The 18235-nt window shown below is 61.8% G+C and carries 15 protein-coding genes; 3 read left to right on the top strand and 12 right to left on the bottom strand.

What is annotated here, in order from left to right; genetic code table 11:
• The first annotated feature begins 175 nt into the window (after positions 1 to 175).
• Together ACO6VD_RS16920 and ACO6VD_RS16915 are read left to right on the top strand one after the other, a co-directional pair.
• Positions 176 to 1189 (top strand): extracellular solute-binding protein, encoded by a 1014-nt coding sequence (locus ACO6VD_RS16920; RefSeq protein WP_422420733.1) that lies wholly within the window; start codon positions 176 to 178, stop codon positions 1187 to 1189.
• Positions 1189 to 2757: an ABC transporter permease gene (locus tag ACO6VD_RS16915; RefSeq protein ID WP_422420731.1), complete on the top strand. Its 1569-nt coding sequence runs from the start codon at positions 1189 to 1191 to the stop codon at positions 2755 to 2757. Before ACO6VD_RS16920 ends, ACO6VD_RS16915 begins: the two co-directional genes overlap by 1 nt.
• Positions 2758 to 2759: 2 nt before the next feature.
• Here ACO6VD_RS16915 and ACO6VD_RS16910 read toward each other — a convergent pair whose 3' ends face one another.
• The 12 genes from ACO6VD_RS16910 to ACO6VD_RS16855 form a co-directional block, all read right to left on the bottom strand.
• A complete protein-coding gene (locus tag ACO6VD_RS16910; RefSeq protein WP_422420730.1) occupies positions 2760 to 4694 on the bottom strand; it encodes a methyl-accepting chemotaxis protein in 1935 nt (644 codons plus the stop codon).
• A gap of 138 nt (positions 4695 to 4832) precedes the next feature.
• Positions 4833 to 6122, bottom strand: coding sequence for an adenylosuccinate synthase (locus ACO6VD_RS16905; RefSeq protein WP_422420728.1), 1290 nt, complete (start codon positions 6120 to 6122; stop codon positions 4833 to 4835).
• A 54-nt stretch (positions 6123 to 6176) separates the two neighbouring features.
• Positions 6177 to 7364 carry an ATP phosphoribosyltransferase regulatory subunit gene (locus tag ACO6VD_RS16900; protein WP_422420726.1) on the bottom strand — a complete coding sequence of 396 codons (1188 nt, stop codon included), beginning with the start codon at positions 7362 to 7364 and terminating at the stop codon, positions 6177 to 6179.
• 278 nt (positions 7365 to 7642) lie between these two features.
• Positions 7643 to 8509: a protease modulator HflC gene (gene hflC / locus ACO6VD_RS16895; RefSeq protein ID WP_400172657.1), complete on the bottom strand. Its 867-nt coding sequence runs from the start codon at positions 8507 to 8509 to the stop codon at positions 7643 to 7645.
• On the bottom strand, positions 8509 to 9672 hold the full coding sequence (gene hflK, locus ACO6VD_RS16890; RefSeq protein ID WP_400172658.1) for an FtsH protease activity modulator HflK: 1164 nt from the start codon (positions 9670 to 9672) through the stop codon (positions 8509 to 8511). Before hflK ends, hflC begins: the two co-directional genes overlap by 1 nt.
• Positions 9673 to 9768: 96 nt before the next feature.
• Positions 9769 to 11070, bottom strand: a complete 1302-nt coding sequence (gene hflX / locus ACO6VD_RS16885; RefSeq protein ID WP_400172659.1) for a ribosome rescue GTPase HflX — start codon at positions 11068 to 11070, stop codon at positions 9769 to 9771.
• 12 nt (positions 11071 to 11082) lie between these two features.
• Positions 11083 to 11343 carry an RNA chaperone Hfq gene (gene hfq / locus ACO6VD_RS16880; protein ID WP_332550012.1) on the bottom strand — a complete coding sequence of 87 codons (261 nt, stop codon included), beginning with the start codon at positions 11341 to 11343 and terminating at the stop codon, positions 11083 to 11085.
• A gap of 96 nt (positions 11344 to 11439) precedes the next feature.
• Positions 11440 to 12411 carry a tRNA (adenosine(37)-N6)-dimethylallyltransferase MiaA gene (gene miaA / locus ACO6VD_RS16875; protein WP_422420724.1) on the bottom strand — a complete coding sequence of 324 codons (972 nt, stop codon included), beginning with the start codon at positions 12409 to 12411 and terminating at the stop codon, positions 11440 to 11442.
• Between the two features lies 1 nt (position 12412).
• A complete protein-coding gene (gene mutL, locus ACO6VD_RS16870; protein ID WP_422420723.1) occupies positions 12413 to 14314 on the bottom strand; it encodes a DNA mismatch repair endonuclease MutL in 1902 nt (633 codons plus the stop codon).
• Positions 14311 to 15735 (bottom strand): N-acetylmuramoyl-L-alanine amidase, encoded by a 1425-nt coding sequence (locus tag ACO6VD_RS16865; RefSeq protein WP_422420721.1) that lies wholly within the window; start codon positions 15733 to 15735, stop codon positions 14311 to 14313. Before ACO6VD_RS16865 ends, mutL begins: the two co-directional genes overlap by 4 nt.
• 3 nt (positions 15736 to 15738) lie before the next feature.
• The gene (gene tsaE / locus ACO6VD_RS16860) at positions 15739 to 16209 is read right to left on the bottom strand and encodes a tRNA (adenosine(37)-N6)-threonylcarbamoyltransferase complex ATPase subunit type 1 TsaE (RefSeq protein ID WP_422420720.1); all 471 of its coding nucleotides are present in this window, start codon (positions 16207 to 16209) and stop codon (positions 15739 to 15741) included.
• Entirely contained in the window at positions 16197 to 17057 is an 861-nt protein-coding gene (locus tag ACO6VD_RS16855; protein WP_422420718.1) for an NAD(P)H-hydrate dehydratase, read from the bottom strand. Before ACO6VD_RS16855 ends, tsaE begins: the two co-directional genes overlap by 13 nt.
• 63 nt (positions 17058 to 17120) lie before the next feature.
• Here ACO6VD_RS16855 and queG point away from each other — a divergent pair.
• Positions 17121 to 18235: tRNA epoxyqueuosine(34) reductase QueG (gene queG, locus ACO6VD_RS16850; RefSeq protein ID WP_422420716.1), on the top strand; the 1115-nt coding region annotated here is incomplete at its 3' end.

The following is an 18235-nucleotide window of genomic DNA, read 5'->3' as shown; positions in this document are numbered from 1 at the left end:
ACCGGGGGGGGGGGGGTTTTCCCCCCAGAAAAACCGGAACAAAAGCCCCCCCCCCCCCCCCCCCCCCCCCCCCCCACCGCAGTCGTCCCTCGCACAAACTGAATCCGGGCATTTGAGAAGCAATATCGCTTATCATTGTTTCCAGATATGTAGCCGCAAGCGAGGAAGTACCCGCATGACGTTCCGCAATTCCCCCCTATTGCGCGGCCTGGCCGTTTCCCTTTTTACCCTGGTGCTGGGCGCTCCCGCCGCCATGGCTGCCGATCCTGTTGCGCTGACCCTGTACAACGGCCAGCACAAGGAAATCGGTGATGCTATTGCCAAGGCCTACGAGGCCAAGACCGGCATCCACATCAATATCCGCAAAGGCAGCAGCAACCAGCTGGCCAGCCAGATCATCGAAGAAGGCGAGCGCTCGCCTGCCGATGTCATCTACACCGAAGAGTCGCCACCGCTGAACAACCTGGGCGAGCTGGGCCTGCTGGCCAAGATCGACGACTCGACGCTGGAAGTGCTGCCCAAGGAATTCGTCGCCACCAACGGCACCTGGATGGGCGTGACTGCACGCACACGAGTGGTAGCGTTCAACCCGAAGGTGATTAACGAAAAAGAATTGCCACCTTCGGTCATGGACTTCGCCAACCCCGAATGGGAAGGCAAGATCGGCTTCGTACCGACCAGCGGCGCCTTCCAGGAACAGGCCGTGGCCATCCTCAAGCTGCACGGCCGCGACGCCGCCGAGGAATGGCTGACCGGCCTCAAGGCCTTCGGCAAGACCTACACCAACAACATGGTCGCCCTCAAAGCCGTGGAAAACGGTGAAGTGGCGGCGGTGCTGGTCAACAACTACTACTGGTACGCCCTGAAAAAAGAACGTGGCCAGCTGGATTCGAAGCTCTACTACCTGGCCGATGGTGATGTCGGTGGCTTGATGACCATTTCCGGTGCCGCTGCGGTCAAGGCCAGCAAACACCCGAAAGAAGCCCAGGCGCTGCTGGCCTGGATGGCCAGTGAAGAAGGCCAGCGCGTGATCACCCAGACCACTGCCGAGTACCCACTGCACAAGGGCATGGTTTCAGACCAGGGTTTGAAGCCATTCGAGGACCTGCGCCCACCAAAAATCACCCCGGCTGACCTCGGCAACGCTGAAGAAGCACTGGAACTCGAACGCGAAGTTGGCCTGCTCTGATGAGTGCAGCCGTACCCGCACCCGCGCTGACAAGCCGCTCTGTGCCCGGCCGCAAGCGACCCTCGATCTGGGTCGTTCTGCCGGTTTTGCTGCTGGTCGGCCTGAGCTTGCTACCGCTGCTTTACGTTGCCCTGAAAGCCTGGGAGGCCGGCTGGCGAGAAGCCTTGCACCTGCTCTGGCGCCCCTTTGTCTGGGGCCTGATGCGCAATACCCTGATGCTGATGGCCGGCGTCACCGTGGCTTGCATGGCCTTGGGTGTGTCACTGGCCTGGCTCCTGGAGCGCAGCGACCTTCCGGGGCGCCGCCTGTGGGGCGTGATCCTGTGCCTGCCGTTCGCCGTCCCGGCGTTCGTCAGCGGCTTTACCTGGGTGTCCCTGAGCCCGCGCTTCGAAGGCCTGGGCGGGGCCATTCTGGTCATGAGCCTGTCCAAGTATCCACTGGTGTTTCTGCCGGTAGCTGCAACCCTGCGCAACCTCGACACATCCCTGGAAGAGTCGGCGCGCACCCTGGGACAAAATCGCTGGGGGGTATTCTTCAAAATCACCCTGCCACTGCTGTGGCCCTCGATTCTCGGCGGCAGCCTGCTGATTGCGCTGCACATGCTGGTGGAATTCGGCGCCCTGTCGATCCTCGGCCTGCAGACGTTCACCACCGCGATCTACCAGCAGTTCGAGCTGGAATTCAGCAACGCCAACGCGGCGATGCTGTCGGCAGTATTGCTATTCATGTGCCTGCTTATGCTCTGGTTTGAATTACGCGTACGCGGCAAGGCCCGGCATGTGCGCATCGGCCAGGGTGTGGCGCGGCGCGGTGCACCGATTCGCCTGCGCGCCTGGATGCCTGCGGGACAACTGTACTGCCTGATCCTGGCATTGCTGGGCAGCGGCATTCCGCTGGGCATGCTCGGCTATTGGTTGAGCGTTGGTTCGTCCGCAGCCTTCCCGGTTGCCGACATCAGCCGGGCGCTGCTCTCGTCGCTGTCGCTGTCGCTGGGTGGCGCGGGCCTAAGTTTGCTGCTGGCGCTGCCGGTCAGTTTCCTGGTGGTGCGCTACAAAGGCCACCTGGCGATCTGGGCCGAACGCCTGCCGTACCTGCTGCATGCCCTGCCCGGCCTGGTGATTGCGCTGACCCTGGTGTACTTCGCCCTGCACTACGTGCCGGCGCTATACCAGACCACCGGGCTGTTGCTGCTGGCCTATGCCCTGCTGTTCCTGCCACTGGCCCAGGCGCCGGTGCGTACGGCACTGCACAAGGCAGCACCACAGCTTGAAGAGGCCGCCCGCACCCTGGGCGCCACTCAGTTCAGCGCGTTCTGCCGGGTAACCCTGCCGATCATCTTCCCGGCCCTGGCCGCAGCGTTCGCCCTGGTGTTTCTTGATGCCATGAAGGAACTGACCGCAACCCTGCTGCTCAGCCCGACCGGCATGACCACTCTGGCCACTGAAGTCTGGGCACACACCGCCAACGTCGAGTTTGCGGCGGCAGCGCCTTATGCAGCGCTGCTGATCCTGGTGTCGGGGTTGCCGGTGTATCTGCTGACTACGCGGATGTATCTGAACCGCGCCTGATATCAGGCGCGGAACTGCCCGAGGCTGGCCTTGAGCTGCGCCGCCAGATCATCGAGCACCTTACTGCTGGCAGTGGTCTGCATCACCACCTCGGCAGCCCGCTCGGCCTGGGCATGAATGGTCTGCACCCGCCCACGCACGGCCTGAGCGCCTTGGGCCTGCTGTTCGGCCGCACGGGTGGCGAGGCCAATGGCAGCATGCACCTGCTCAACCGATGCCTGCACGGACTGCTGCACGCGCGCATTGTCACGCAGCACCAGCAATCCCTCACTGGCCTGACGCCCCGCCTGACTGATGGCCGCCACCGCCTCTTTGGCGCCCTGCTGCAGCGCACCGATATGCGCCTGAATGTCACCGGTGGAACTCTGGGTTTTGCTCGCCAAGGCCCGCACCTCATCCGCAACCACCGCAAAGCCACGTCCGGTTTCACCGGCCCGCGCCGCTTCGATCGCGGCATTGAGCGCCAGCAGGTTGGTCTGCTCGGCTATCCCGTGGATCACCGTCAGCACCACTTCGATCTGCTCGCTTTGCTGAGCCAGGCGCTCGATGACTTTCGAGCCGGTCTCCACCTGCCCTGCCAGCTCTTCAATAAGCTTGGCTACCTGTGTCGAGGTTCGACTGTTTTCATCAGTGGCCTGGCGGATATCCACCACCTGCTGCAACGCCGACTGCATGGCGTGACTCTCGGCCTGCGCCTCATCGGCCATGGCCGAGAGGTCGCGCAGGCTGGCCGCCACTTCGTCACGCTGCAGTTCGGCCGCTGCATCGGCACCGGCATTACGTTTGGCCATGGCGCCAATCTCGACACCGGTGCGCTGGGCCACTTCGCCTGCCTCGCGCACAATCGGCTGGAGCTTGTCGACAAACTGGTTAACCGCCGCCGCCATATCACCAATCTCGTCCCGGCTGTCGATGCTGACGCGCTTGGTCAGATCACCTTCACCGGCAGCCAGGTCGTTCAGCGCGGCAATCAACAGACGCAGCTTGTTGACTACCCGCCGCCCCAGCACTACCGCCACCACCAGGAGCACGCCAAGGCCAACCAGAGCGAGGCCCACGCCGATGTTCCAGCGCAGGGTTGTCGCCGCCTCCTGGACACTCTGCGAGGTATTGGCCTGCATGGCCGCCGCACTGGCTTGCGCGGTCTCCAGACGTGCGCGCAGCGCCTTGGTACTGTCAGCCGCAGCCCCCACCAGGCTCTCCCCCACCAACTGATCGCCACTGACAATCAACGCCGCGAAGCGCTTGTCGAGGGCAACCAGCTCAGCATCCACAGATGCCGTGGAAACGCCCATGAGCACCTTGCCGATTTCCACGCCATTGGGACTGATCGGCGCCTCGACGAAATACACCGTCGGGTCATTGCGCGCGGCATCCAGAACCTTGTCCAGCGCCCGCTCGCCCTGCCCTTTCTCCAGCAAGGCCTGGTTGATCGGGTTCTGGCGGTTCAAGTAACGGGTCAGGTGCTGACCCTGGGCATCGTCATAAACCACGAACAACACATTGGGGTTGCGCTGGGCGCGGCGGGAGAACTCGGACAAGGTCGGCACATCGTTGTCCCACATGGCCCGTGGGGCGACCGAGGCCAGTAGCTCAGCCATGTCGTTGGCCGAGTCCTTGAGGTTTTTTTCCAGCGTTGCGCGCAGCTGGGCCTGCTCGCCCTGCAAGCGCCCCGAAAGACCGGCAGTCAAACGCTGACGGGTACTCGCCGAAAGGCTGTCGAGCCCGGCGCTGACCTCCTGCCCCGCCTGCTCAAGTTCGGCGGACAATTTCTGGCTGTCGACCCCCAATCGTTTGCCCAGGTCCGCCTCAAGGGTAGTAACTGTGCTCCGGGTCAGCGCGACCGCGACCAGCACCTGCACCAAAAGAGCGATACCAAGGGCAACAAAGACAGGCCGCAACAGGCGGCTTCGTAACAGTGAGAGAACGGCTGACACGTAAGAACCCTCTACTACTGGGGCCATTAAAATGATGGCAACCCTGAAGCGATTCTTACAGCAAAGGTTGTGCCGAACAGCCGACAGAAACGACAAAGGCCCCTATAAAGGGGCCTTTGCTTTCACATCAATCGCGGATCAGGCGAACGGATGACGCAGGACGATGGTCTCGTTGCGGTCCGGGCCGGTGGAGATGATGTCGATTGGCGCGCCGATCAACGCTTCAATGCGCTTGATGTAAGCACGAGCGGTGGCTGGCAGCTCTTCCAGGGTCTTGGCACCCACGGTCGACTCGGTCCAACCCGGCACTTCTTCGTACACAGGCTGCAGACCCACGTAGCTGTCAGCGTCAGTCGGAGCAACGTCGTTACCTTCTGCATCTTTGTAGCCGACGCAGATATTGATGGTTTCCAGACCGTCGAGCACGTCCAGTTTGGTCAGGCAGATGCCCGAGATGCTATTCACATCGATAGCGCGACGCAGGATAACGGCATCGAACCAGCCGCAACGACGAGCACGGCCGGTCGTCGCGCCAAACTCGTGACCTTGTTTAGCCAGATGCGCACCTACCTCGTCGAACAGTTCAGTCGGGAATGGACCCGAGCCTACGCGCGTGGTGTAAGCCTTGGTGATACCCAGGATGTAGTCCAGGAACATAGGGCCAACACCCGAACCGGTAGCGACGCCACCAGCGGTGGTGTTCGAACTGGTCACATAGGGGTAGGTACCGTGGTCGATGTCCAGCAACGAACCTTGGGCGCCTTCGAACATGATGTCTTTGCCAGCGCGACGCAGGTCGTGCAGCTCAGCGGTAACGTCCAGCATCAGCGGCTTGAGCAGCTCAGCGTATTCTTTGCATTCAGCCAGGGTCTTGTCGAAGTCAATGGCTGGCTCTTTGTAGTAACCGACCAGCATGAAGTTGTGGTACTCCACCAGTTCACGCAGCTTGTCTTCAAAGCGCGGCATGTTGAGCAGGTCGCCAACACGCAGGCCACGACGCGCGACCTTGTCTTCGTAGGCTGGGCCGATGCCGCGACCGGTAGTACCGATCTTCAGCTCGCCACGCGCCTTTTCACGGGCTTGGTCCAGCGCAACGTGGAAGGACAGGATCAGCGGGCAGGACGGGCTGATACGCAGGCGCTCGCGCACTGGTACACCCTTCTCTTCCAGCTTGTTGATCTCACGCAGCAGGGCGTCCGGTGCAACCACCACGCCGTTACCGATCAAGCATTGCACGCCTTCGCGCAGCACGCCGGACGGGATCAGGTGCAGCACGGTTTTCTCACCGTCGATCACCAGCGTGTGACCTGCGTTGTGGCCACCCTGGTAGCGCACTACGGCGGCAGCATGTTCGGTCAGCAGATCAACGATCTTGCCTTTGCCCTCATCACCCCATTGGGTGCCCAGGACTACGACATTCTTACCCATAACACTTGTCCTCATTCGCGCAAACTTGGCGCCGGCTGATACCGGCGGGAAATCTCAAATGGCCAGCGGCAGTACCTGCCAAAGCCCGTTTTGCTGAATCAATTGCCGATCGCAATCCGCCTCGACGGCGGCAGTCAATGGCTGCCCAGGCAAGGCCTGAACCACCCGCTGACCTTCACTGCGCAATTGGCAGACCAACTGCCAGAGTGCTGCATCGCTGCTGTCGGGCATCCAGATCCCGCCAGACGGCAACACAACCTCGGCCCGCCCCAGTGTGACCAGGGTCTTCAAATCCGTGGAGAAACCCGTGGCTGGGCGTGCCCGGCCAAAGTCTGCTCCGATGTCGTCGTAACGACCGCCCTGGGCGATCGACTGACCGACACCCGGGACGAAAGCGGCAAACACCACACCGGTGTGGTAGTGGTAGCCACGCAATTCACCCAGGTCAAAATACAGCGGCAGCTCTGGATAGCGAGCCGCCAGGCGCTCGGCGATGGCCAGCAGGTCATCGAGTGCAGCCAATACCGCAGCCGGCGCACGCCCCAGACGCACGCGCGCCTCGGCAAGCACTTCGCGGCCACCGCACAGCTCGGTGAGTGAACGCAGCATGCCGGCGAGATCCGCAGGCAGGTTGGCGGTCAGCTCGATCACTTCGTCGACGGCCTTGCGCTGCAAGGCGTCGAACAGCTGTTGCTCGACTGCACCGGACAAACCGGCCGCACGCGCCAGGCCACGATAGATTCCGACATGCCCCAGGTCCATGTGCACATCCGGCACGTCGGCCAGTTGCAGCATGGCCAGCATCAGACTGATCACTTCAACGTCGCTGACCGGACTGGCGTCGCCGTACAGCTCGGCACCGAGCTGGATCGGGCTGCGCGAAGTCGACAGTGCACGCGGCAAGGCATGCAGCACGCTACCGGCATAGCACAGGCGGCTCGGCCCTTCACGACGCAAGGTGTGCGCATCGATACGCGCTACCTGCGGGGTGATGTCGGCACGAAAGCCCATCTGCCGCCCCGATTGCGGGTCGATAACCTTGAAGGTCCGCAGATCCAGGTCCTGGCCGGCACCGGTGAGCAGCGATTCCAGGTACTCGATATGCGGGGTCACGACGAACTCGTAACCCCAGCTCTGGAACAGATCCAACACCTGACGACGCGCGATTTCGATGCGCGCCGCCTCAGGTGGCAGTACTTCTTCGATGCCATCTGGCAGCAGCCAGCGGTCTACCGTTGCCATTACGCCATTTCCCCTTTGGTCCGGGCGGCCTGCCCGCGGGCTAGCCTTGAGTGAAGCAGGTATCGCCAAACTATGACGCGCAGCACTGATTCCAGCGCAACCGCCGTGCCGATACCCTCAAATACCTTGGGCTGCGCTGTAGACCGGTGACGGCTTGCGGCCGTTCAGTCTTGCAGACGCAAAAAAGCCGGGAATTTCCCGGCTGCCGCATCATACACCCGTTTTCTCGCAGGATCACCCCGCCAGGCATTTTAACCGCCCGGCGGGGTGCAACCTGACTACTTGGCTTTGTCCATGAAGCGGAAGAACTCGCTGCTCGGATCGAGCACCAGTACATCGCTCTTGTTGGCAAAGCTTTCGCGGTAGGCCTTGAGACTGCGGTAGAACGCGTAGAAGTCCTGGTCCTGACCATAGGCCTTGGCGTAGATCGACGCCGCCTGGGCATCACCATCACCACGGGTCTCTTCCGATTCCCGATAGGCTTCTGCCAGCAGGACACGGCGCTGACGGTCGGCGTCGGCACGAATACCTTCGGCCAACTCGTTACCCTTGGCGCGGTGCTCGCGGGCTTCACGCTCACGCTCGGTGCTCATACGCTCGAACACGCTGCGGTTTACTTCCTTGGGCAGGTCGATGGCCTTGACGCGAACGTCGACCACTTCGATACCCAGTTCCTTGCTGGCCATGCGGTTCAGCGAGGCAGTGATGTCAGCCATCAGTGCATCACGTTCACCGGAAACCACTTCGTGCAGGGTGCGCTTACCGAACTGGTCACGCAGGCCGCTTTCCAGACGACGCGACAGACGTTCGTCGGCAATCTGCTTGAGGCCCGAAGTTGCCGTGTAGAAACGCTCGGCATCCTTGACTCGCCATTTGGCGTAGGCATCAACCATCACCGCTTTCTTTTCCAGGGTCAGGAAGCGCTGGGTCGGGGCATCCAGGGTCATCAGGCGGGCGTCGAACTTGCGCACCTGGTTGACGTAAGGAACCTTCACATGCAGGCCAGGCTGAACATCGGCCTGAACCACGCGACCAAATTGCAGCAGTACCGCACGCTCGGTCTGGGACACGATGTAGAAGCTGTTCCAGGCCACGATCGCCAGCACCACGGCTACGATCAGGGCGATCAGCGATTTATTGCTCATCAGCGGCTCTCCCTAGTACGCAACTGTGTTTGCTGCTGTTGCAGCTCCGCTGCTGCGCGATTGGCCGCGTCGTTGGCCGAAGGCGCGACGTTCACTGGCGCACTGCTGCTACGGCTGCCTTCAACCATCTTGTCCAGCGGCAGGTACAGCAGGTTGTTCTGGCCATCCTTACCGGAAACCAGAACCTTGCTGGTGTTGCTGTAGACTTCCTGCATGGTGTCCAGGTACAGACGCTGACGGGTCACCTCAGGTGCCTTGCGGTATTCGGCGACCAGCTTGGTAAAGCGATCAGCCTCACCCTTGGCACGCGAGACCACTTCGTCACGGTAACCGTTGGCATCCTCGATGATCCGCTGGGCCTGACCACGGGCTTCTGGCACCACGCCATTGGCGTAGGACTCGGCCTGGTTGCGGGCGCGCTGCTCGTCTTCACGGGCACGGATCACGTCGTCGAAGGCTTCCTGCACTTCACGCGGGGCTGCCGCGCTCTGTACGTTGACCTGGGTGACGGTGATACCGGTACGGTAGGTATCGAGGAAGCGTTGCAGACGCTCCTTGATTTCCACGGCCATCTGCTCACGACCTTCGGTCAGCACCTTGTCCATGGCGGTGGAACCCACCACGTGACGCAGGGCACTGTCGGTCGCGTGCTGCAGGCTGACTTCAGGCTGATCGACGTTCAGCACGAAATCCTGCAGGTTGGTGATCTTGTACTGCACGGTCAGCGGCACTTCGACGATGTTCTCGTCTTCGGTGAGCATCTGCCCCTGCTTGGTATAGGCACGCTCACGCGTGACGTTTTCCATGTACTTGCGATCGATCGGCGGGAAGTAGATGTTCAGGCCCGGCCCTACGGTTTCGTAGTATTTACCGAAGCGCAGCACTACCGCCTGCTCCTGTTCGTCGACCACATACACGGCGCTGTACAGCCAGATAGCCGCCAGCACAGCCAGCCCGATGCCGAGCAGGCCGAAGCCACCGCCCTTGCCGATGCCGCTGTCACCACCGCGTTTCTTGCCACTGCCGAACATGCCGTTCAGGCTGTCCTGCAGCTTGCGGAAGGCCTCGTCGAGATCCGGCGGTCCTTTCTTGTCGCCACCACCGCGGCGGCCGCCCCAAGGATCCTGATTATTCGAGTTGCCACCCGGCTCATTCCAAGCCATAGCGCTCTCCATCTGATAAAGCAAAGACGCACCCACGGCGCGCCGTCCAATGCTACAGAATGCCTGTCACGGCTGCCCGACCGCGTCGCCGGGCTTTTATTGCAAAGTGTGTTGCTCAATGAACTCAGCGGGCTTCAAGCCTTCGCGACTGACCAGGCGATTGAACTCGACCCTAGACACCCGCACAGCCAGAAGACTGCTGCCTTCATCGTCGTGCTCTTCGCCCTGCACTGCGCCCAATGCAAAGAATTGCGCGCGCAATCGCGCAAAACGCTGTTCAAGGCGCAAGGTTCCGATAAACAGGTCATCCCCCAGCAACTCGGCGACCGCCTGCCCCACCAGTTCCAGGCCGCGCCCATCACGCGCCGAGACCCAGACTCGCTGCGGTTTGCCGTCGGCATCGCGCTGAATCTGCGGCTCGACACCCTCAAGCAGGTCGAGTTTGTTATAGACCTCGAGGATCGGCAAGCCTTCTGCACCAATCTCCCCCAGTACTGCCATGACCTGCTCGATCTGTTCCATGCGATCCGGCTCGTGAGCGTCGATCACGTGCAGCAGCAGATCAGAGTTGCTCGACTCTTCGAGCGTAGCCCGAAAAGCTTCGACCAGCTTGTGCGGCAGGTGGCGAATGAAACCCACGGTATCGGCCAGCACGATCGGCCCGACGTCGTCGAGCTCAAGCCGGCGCAGGGTCGGGTCGAGGGTCGCAAACAACTGGTCGGCGGCGTAGACCTCGGATTCGGTCAGGGCATTGAACAGGGTCGATTTGCCGGCGTTGGTATAGCCGACCAGGGACACTGAAGGAATATCTGCCCGCTTGCGCCCACGGCGAGCTTGCTCGCGCTGGCTGCGGACCTTCTCCAGCCGCGCCTTGATCTGGCGCAGTCGTACCCGCAGCAGACGGCGGTCGGTTTCCAGCTGGGTTTCACCCGGACCGCGCAGACCGATACCGCCTTTCTGCCGTTCAAGGTGCGTCCAGCCGCGGACCAGTCGCGTGCTCATGTACTCAAGCTGGGCCAGTTCGACCTGCAGCTTGCCTTCATGGGTGCGCGCCCGCTGGGCGAAGATATCGAGAATCAGACCGGTGCGGTCAAGCACGCGACACTCGAAGACTCGTTCGAGGTTACGTTCCTGACTGGGGGTGAGGGTGTGATTGAAAATCACCAAATCTACCTGTTCGGCTTTGACCAGGTCGCGTAGTTCCTCGACCTTGCCGCTGCCAATCAGGTATTTGGCGGTGGGCTGATGTCGCGCCACATTGGCGAACACGACTATATCGGCCCCAGCCGACAGTGCCAGCTCCCGAAACTCCTGCGGATCTTCGCGCGCCTCAGGGTTCTGACCTTCCAAGTGAACGAGGACCGCTCGTTCACCACCACCGTGGCGCTCAAAGAACAAAGCAGACTCCTATCAGGCGTTACCTGGCTCAGCGTCGCCATGCTCGGATTCGGTTGCGCTTGGCAGACGAATCGGACGCACTGGCACTACTGTCGAGATCGCGTGCTTGTAAACCATCTGGCTGACAGTGTTTTTCAGCAGAATCACGAACTGGTCGAAGGATTCGATCGTGCCTTGCAGCTTGATGCCGTTAACCAGATAGATCGAAACCCCAACTTTTTCTTTTCTCAAAGTATTCAAGTAAGGGTCTTGTAGCGAATGCCCTTTTGACATATGCCGCACTCCTGTAAGGATCAATAGTAAAAAAATCAAAGAAAAACTGATGGCTCAAGCCGCCCCACCCCAAGGATAGACGGCAATTGCAAGGACTCAGCTCAATATGGAGACCGATCCCAGGTATTTCAAGGTGCGAGACAGATTGTCGCAAGCCAGGCTATCCAACCAATGCAGATCAGCCCAACTACGCAACCAGGTGAATTGCCGTTTCGCCAATTGGCGAGTGGCAATAATGCCGCGCTCCTGCATTTCAACTGATGTTAACTTGCCATCAAGATGATCCCAGACCTGGCGATAACCAACCGCCCGTATAGACGGCAGTCCCGCATGCAAGTCACTTCTGGCTCGCAGCAATCGGACCTCGTCAACGAAGCCCTGTTCCAGCATTTGCCCAAATCGTAGCGCAATTCGTTCGTGCAATACGTGACGATCATTAGGCGCAATGGCCAGGCTGGCGACAGTATAGGGCAAATGACCCGTCCCCGAAGGGCCTGCGGCGCTACTTTCCGCGGATTGACGCTGACGATGCGCTGTCATAGTCAGGCCACTGACCCGATAAACCTCGAGCGCGCGAATCAGACGCTGGGGGTCATTCGGGTGAATTCTCGCCGCCGATTCCGGATCGACCGCCGCCAACTGTTGATGCAGCCCTTGCAAACCAAGGCGTGCAGCCTCCTCTTCGAGTTCGGCGCGCACCTGCGGGTCGGCAGCGGGCATATCGGCCAGCCCTTCGAGCAGGGCTTTGTAATAGAGCATGGTGCCACCGACCAGCAGCGGTATTTTGCCGCGTGCAGTGATATCGGCCATGGCCTCAAGCGCATCGCGACGAAAATCGGCAGCCGAATAGCTTTGCGCGGGATCGAGGATGTCGATCAAGCGGTGCGGATGGGCAGCCAACACCTCTTTCGAGGGTTTGGCGGTGCCGATATCCATGCCCCGATAAACCAGCGCCGAATCAACGCTGATCAACTCGCAAGGCAGGACCTTGGTCAGTTCGATGGCCAGATCGGTCTTGCCCGCCGCAGTCGGGCCCATCAGGAATATCGCGGGAGGTTTACCACTCATTTTATCGACCGCGCAGAAACAGTTTGTCCAGATCGTCCAGGCCCATTTGGGTCCAGGTCGGACGACCGTGGTTGCATTGACCGCTGCGCTCGGTGTTTTCCATGTCGCGCAGCAGACCGTTCATTTCTGCCAGCGCCAAGCGCCGATTGGCACGAATGGCGCCATGACAGGCCATGGTGCCGAGCAGTTCGTTCAAGTGCGCCTGAATACGGTCGCTGGTACCGTACTCCATCAAGTCAGCCAGAACGTCCTGAACCAGACGGTTGGCCTCGGCCTGCTTGAGCAGGGCCGGAATCTGCCGGATCGCCAGGCTTTCCGGGCCCAGGCGCTGCAGCTCGAAGCCCAGGCGCTGGAACCATTCGGCGTGCTCTTCGGCACAATCGGCCTCGCGCTGGCTCAACGCCAGCGACTCGGGCACCAGCAGCGGCTGGCCGCTAAGACCTTCGCTGGCCATGGCAACCTTCAGGCGCTCGTACATGATGCGCTCATGGGCCGCGTGCATGTCCACCAGCACCAGACCCACGGCATTCTCGGCCAGAATATAGATGCCCTTGAGCTGCGCCAGGGCGTACCCCAGTGGCGGAATATCCCCCTGACTGTCAGGCAGCACAACAGGCGCCGACTCGTTCAGCGGAGAAAAGAATTCACGGTAGACACTCTGCGCCTCGGCGGCCGGTACAGGCTGGGCCGGGCGCGGCGTGTACTGATACTGGTAACCGCCACCATTGCCGCCGCCAGCGCCCACAGGACGCATTCCCGGCTCAGCCACAGGCTGCTCAAGCAGATTCGCCGCAAGGCGCATTTCACCCTGCGGGCCGAATTCACCAGCTTCGATACCACTGGGGCGAATGATTTCGCTGGTCGCAGCAGGTGCAGCCAGTTGATCTTCAGGGCGCACGTCGGCCAGGGCCCGGTGCAATGTGCCATAAAGGAAGTCGTGGACCATGCGCCCGTCGCGAAAGCGCACTTCATGCTTGGTCGGGTGTACGTTGACGTCGACGCCGGTGGGATCGACCTCCAGGAACAGCACGAACGTCGGGTGCCGACCATTGAACAGAACATCGCGATAGGCCTGGCGCACTGCATGGGCAACCAGCTTGTCGCGCACCGCACGACCGTTGACGAAGAAATACTGCAAGTCGGCCTGGCTGCGCGAGAAGGTCGGCAAGCCTACCCAACCCCACAGGTGCAAACCATTGCGCTCGATCTCGATCGGCAACGCCTGCTCGAGAAAGCCCGGACCGCAGATCGCCGCCACACGCCGGGCGCGGGCCGTATCGTCGAGGGCTTCATGCAGGCTGAGGATGCTCTTGCCGTTGTGGCGCAGGTGAAAGGCCACATCGAAACGCGCCAGCGCCAGGCGCCGGATCACCTCCTGCAGGTGATCGAATTCGGTTTTCTCGGTCTTGAGGAACTTGCGCCGGGCCGGCGTGTTGAAGAACAGGTCGCGCACTTCTACCGAAGTCCCGGCCGGGTGCGCCGCAGGCTGCACCCGCGGGGACATGTCGCGGCCTTCGGTTTCCACTTGCCAGGCCTGCTCGGCGTCGCGGGTACGCGAGGTCAGGGTCAGGCGCGCAACCGAGCTGATCGACGCCAGGGCCTCACCGCGAAAACCCAGGCTCATCACCCGTTCGAGGTCTTCGAGGTCGCGAATTTTACTGGTGGCATGACGCGCCAGCGCCAGGGGCAGGTCATCGGCGGCGATTCCGCGACCGTCGTCACGCACCCGCAGCAGCTTGACGCCACCCTGCTCGACTTCCACGTCGATACGCCGGGCACCGGAGTCCAGGCTGTTTTCCAGCAGCTCCTTGATCACCGACGCCGGGCGCTCGACCACCTCACCGGCGGCGATCTGGTTCGCCAGCCGCGGGCTGAGCAGCTCAATCCGTGCGCTATCGGTCATTGCTGGGACGCCAGAGCGGTAGTGGGAATATTCAGGCTCTGACCGACCTTCAGCTCATCGGTCTTGAGGTTGTTGGCGGAACGCAGGCTGGCCACGTTGACCTGATAGCGAACCGCAATCATGGCCAGCGTCTCACCCGGCCGCACGCTATGTTCGCGCGGCCCCTGGGCGATCTTGCCGCTGTCACGCAGGAACGCAATATAGGTACCTGGCGGCGGGTTCTGCTGGAAGAACTGGCGTACGCCACTGTGAATCGAGCGCGCCAGCGATTGCTGGTGGCTCACAGTAGCCAGTTTTGCGGCCTCGTTAGCGTTGGAAATAAAGCCGGTTTCCACCAGGATCGAAGGGATGTCTGGCGATTTGAGCACCATGAAGCCCGCCTGCTCGACCCGGCGCTTGTGCAGCGGCGTGACCCGACCCATGTTGCCCAGGACTTTTTGCCCGACGTTCAGGCTCGAGCTCAATGACGCAGTCATCGACAGGTCGAGCAGCACACCGGCGAGCATGCGGTCCTTGTCGTCGAGGCTGACGTTGCCAGCACCGCCGATCAGGTCCGAACGGTTTTCACTGTCCGCCAGCCAGCGGGCGGTTTCCGAGGTGGCGCCTCGATCGGACAGGGCGAACACCGAGGCACCGAAGGCCGCCTTGGACGGCGCGGCGTCGGCGTGGATCGAGATGAACAGGTCGGCGCCCTTCTTGCGAGCGATCTCGGTGCGCTTGCGCAGCGGGATGAAGTAGTCGCCGGTGCGCGTCAGCTCAGCGCGAAAGCCCTTCTCGCTGTTGATCTGGCGCTGCAGTTCTTTGGCAATCGCCAGCACGATGTCTTTTTCGTGTTGGCCCTTGGAGCCCGAAGCACCCGGGTCTTCGCCACCATGGCCGGCATCGATGGCGATAACGATGTCACGCTTGCCATTGGGCACCGGGGTCAGCTTGATTGCCGGCTGCGCAGGCGTCACCGGCACAGCAGGCGTCGTGGCAACCGGAGGGGTTGGCGGCGGCGAGACGGCGTCGGCAGCCTGGTCGTACAGGTCGACGACCAAACGATTGCCGTACTGGGCGTTAGGCGCCAAGGTAAAGCTTTTCGGGGTAACCGACTTGCTCAGGTCAATCACCACACGCAGGTCGGTGGGCGTACGCTGGGCTGAGCGTACGCTGGTAATCGGGGTGTTGGAGGTCGACACGTTCAACGGCGCCGCCAGGGTCGCGCCATTGATGTCGATGACCAGGCGATCCGGGGCGCTCAGGGTGAATACACTGTGCTGTACCGGGCCTGAAAGGTCGAATACCAGACGTGTGTTGTCCGGCGCTCGCCACAAACGCACACTTTTGACTTGCGTGACGGCCAGAGCCTCAACAGTTACCGCCGTAAGCAGCAATCCTACGACCGCAACCAGTGCGCGAATGCGCATACCTATCCCCATTTTCTATTTGAATTCCAAGGCCAGAGCGGCACACCAGGCTTCGCCACGTGCCCCCTGCGGCGACAGGTTGAGCGAACGACCGCTCGCCTGGGGGCTTATGGTAATGGTCAGGTCGGGCTTTGGCAAAATACCCGCCCCTTTTTGGGGCCATTCGAACAGGCACAGGGCATCATTTTCGAAGTAATCGCGAATCCCGATGTACTCCAGCTCTTCGGGATCGACCAGACGATAGAGGTCGAAGTGAAACGCACGAATGTCGCCGATTTCGTAGGGTTCGACCACAGTAAAAGTAGGGCTTTTAACTGCCCCTGTGTGCCCGAGGCCACGGATGATGCCGCGCGACAGAGTGGTTTTACCCATCCCCAGGTCGCCTTCGAGAAAAATTACACCGTGACCTTTGGTCACTTCGGCGATACGGGTGCCGAAGCGGACCATGGCCTCTTCGTCGGCCAAAAACAGGGTTACACCTGACACGCTGAATGCTCCTCCAATAAATGACGAATCGCCGGCACCAGATCACTGGCCGCCAGCCCACGACCCTGCACACCAAGACGCTCACCCGCGCAGGCATGCAGCCAGACACCCAGCCGCGCGGCGTCCCAGCTCGACATCCCCTGGGCTAGCAACGCCCCCAGCACGCCGCTGAGCACATCACCCAGGCCCGCACCAGCCATCGCCGGGTGTCCACGCGTGCACAGAGCAAGTTGCCCGGCCGGGTCAGCCACCAGGGTGCCCGCCCCCTTCAGCACGCATATGACCGCATATTTGCGCGCCAGTTTGCGTGCTGCCCCGGCGCGGTCAGCCTGCACTGCCTCAGTAGATATACCCAGCAGCCGCGCAGCCTCGCCCGGATGCGGAGTAATGATCGAGCCTGGTGCCAGGGCCAACGGCGCTCTGGCCAGCAGGTTCAAGGCATCCGCGTCCCACACCTGTGGCATCCGCGCGCAGGTCACCGCCGACAGCAAGCTGCGTCCCCAGGCCGCCTGGCCAAGGCCAGGGCCCACCACCACTACCGATGCACGCTCAATGGGGGTTATCAACTGATTGGCCGAGTGCACCCCCAGGCTCATCACCTCCGGCAACCGCGCCAATGCGGCGGGCACCTGCTCACTGCGAGTGGCCAGCGAAACCAGCCCGGCACCACAGCGCAACGCGGCTTCGGCGCTGAGCATTACGGCGCCACCCGTGCCACGGTCGCCGCCGACCACCAGCACATGGCCAAAGTCACCTTTCTGGGCCGTCAAAGGCCGTGGTGCGAGTGGCACCAGGACGACACTGGTGAGGATCTGCGGCTGGTTTGCAGGGTGTTTGGTCTGAGGCATGGGTCAAAGGCTCCGATGTCTGGCAGAATTATACGCACCTGAGTCTGCGTTGCCTTAATTCCCATGTCTGCTACCCCCGATCTTCCCGCACTGGCCCAATCCATCAAGGACTGGGGCAAAGAGCTCGGCTTTGCCCATGTCGGCATCGCCGGGGTGGATCTTGCCGAGCATGAACAGCACTTGGAACGCTGGCTGGCAGCGGGCTATCACGGCGAAATGGACTACATGGGCGCCCATGGAAGTAAACGCTCGCACCCCGACCAGTTGGTGCCCGGCACCCTGCGCGTGGTGTCGCTGCGTATGGACTATCTGCCTGGCGACACGCGCATGGCGCAACAACTGGCCCATCCGGAAAAAGCCTACATCTCCCGCTATGCACTGGGTCGCGACTACCACAAGCTGATTCGCAAACGTGTGCAGCATCTGGCCGAACGCATCCAGAAAGAAGTCGGCCCCTTCGGCTTTCGTGCCTTTGTCGACAGTGCCCCGGTGCTGGAAAAGGCCATTGCCGAGCAGGCGGGCCTGGGCTGGATTGGCAAGAACACCCTGCTGCTCAACCGCAAGGCCGGCAGCTACTTCTTTCTGGCCGAGCTGTTCGTCGACCTGCCATTACCGGTCGATGCGCCGCAGGTCAGCGAACACTGCGGGCGTTGCACGGCCTGTCTGGACATCTGCCCCACCCAGGCGTTTGTCGGCCCTTATGTGCTGGACGCCAGGCGCTGCATCTCGTACCTCACCATCGAGCTGAAAAACGCCATCCCCGAAGAGCTGCGCGCGCTGATTGGCAATCGGGTATTCGGCTGCGACGACTGCCAGATCGTCTGCCCGTGGAACCGCTTTGCCCGTCCTACAGGCGAGACTGACTTCAAACCCCGGCACAACCTCGACAGCGCAGAACTGGCAGAGCTGTTCATGTGGGACGAGCAGACCTTTCTCGACAGTACCGAAGGCTCACCGCTGCGGCGCGCCGGTTATGAGCGCTGGTTGCGTAACCTGGCGGTTGGGCTGGGCAATGCGCCCTCGACCATCCCGGTACTGGAAGCACTGAAAGCACGGCAGGACTATCCGTCGGAACTGGTGCGCGAGCATGTGGAGTGGGCGCTTGGGCAGCACTCATCGCGGGGGGGGAAAAACCCCCCCACCCCACCCCCCCCGGGGAGGAACGCTCCCCCCACCCA

The sequence above is a fragment of the Pseudomonas sp. GZD-222 genome, from assembly GCF_049310525.1.
Lineage (GTDB): Bacteria > Pseudomonadota > Gammaproteobacteria > Pseudomonadales > Pseudomonadaceae > Aquipseudomonas.
This window is presented reverse-complemented; position numbering and strand designations above follow the sequence as displayed.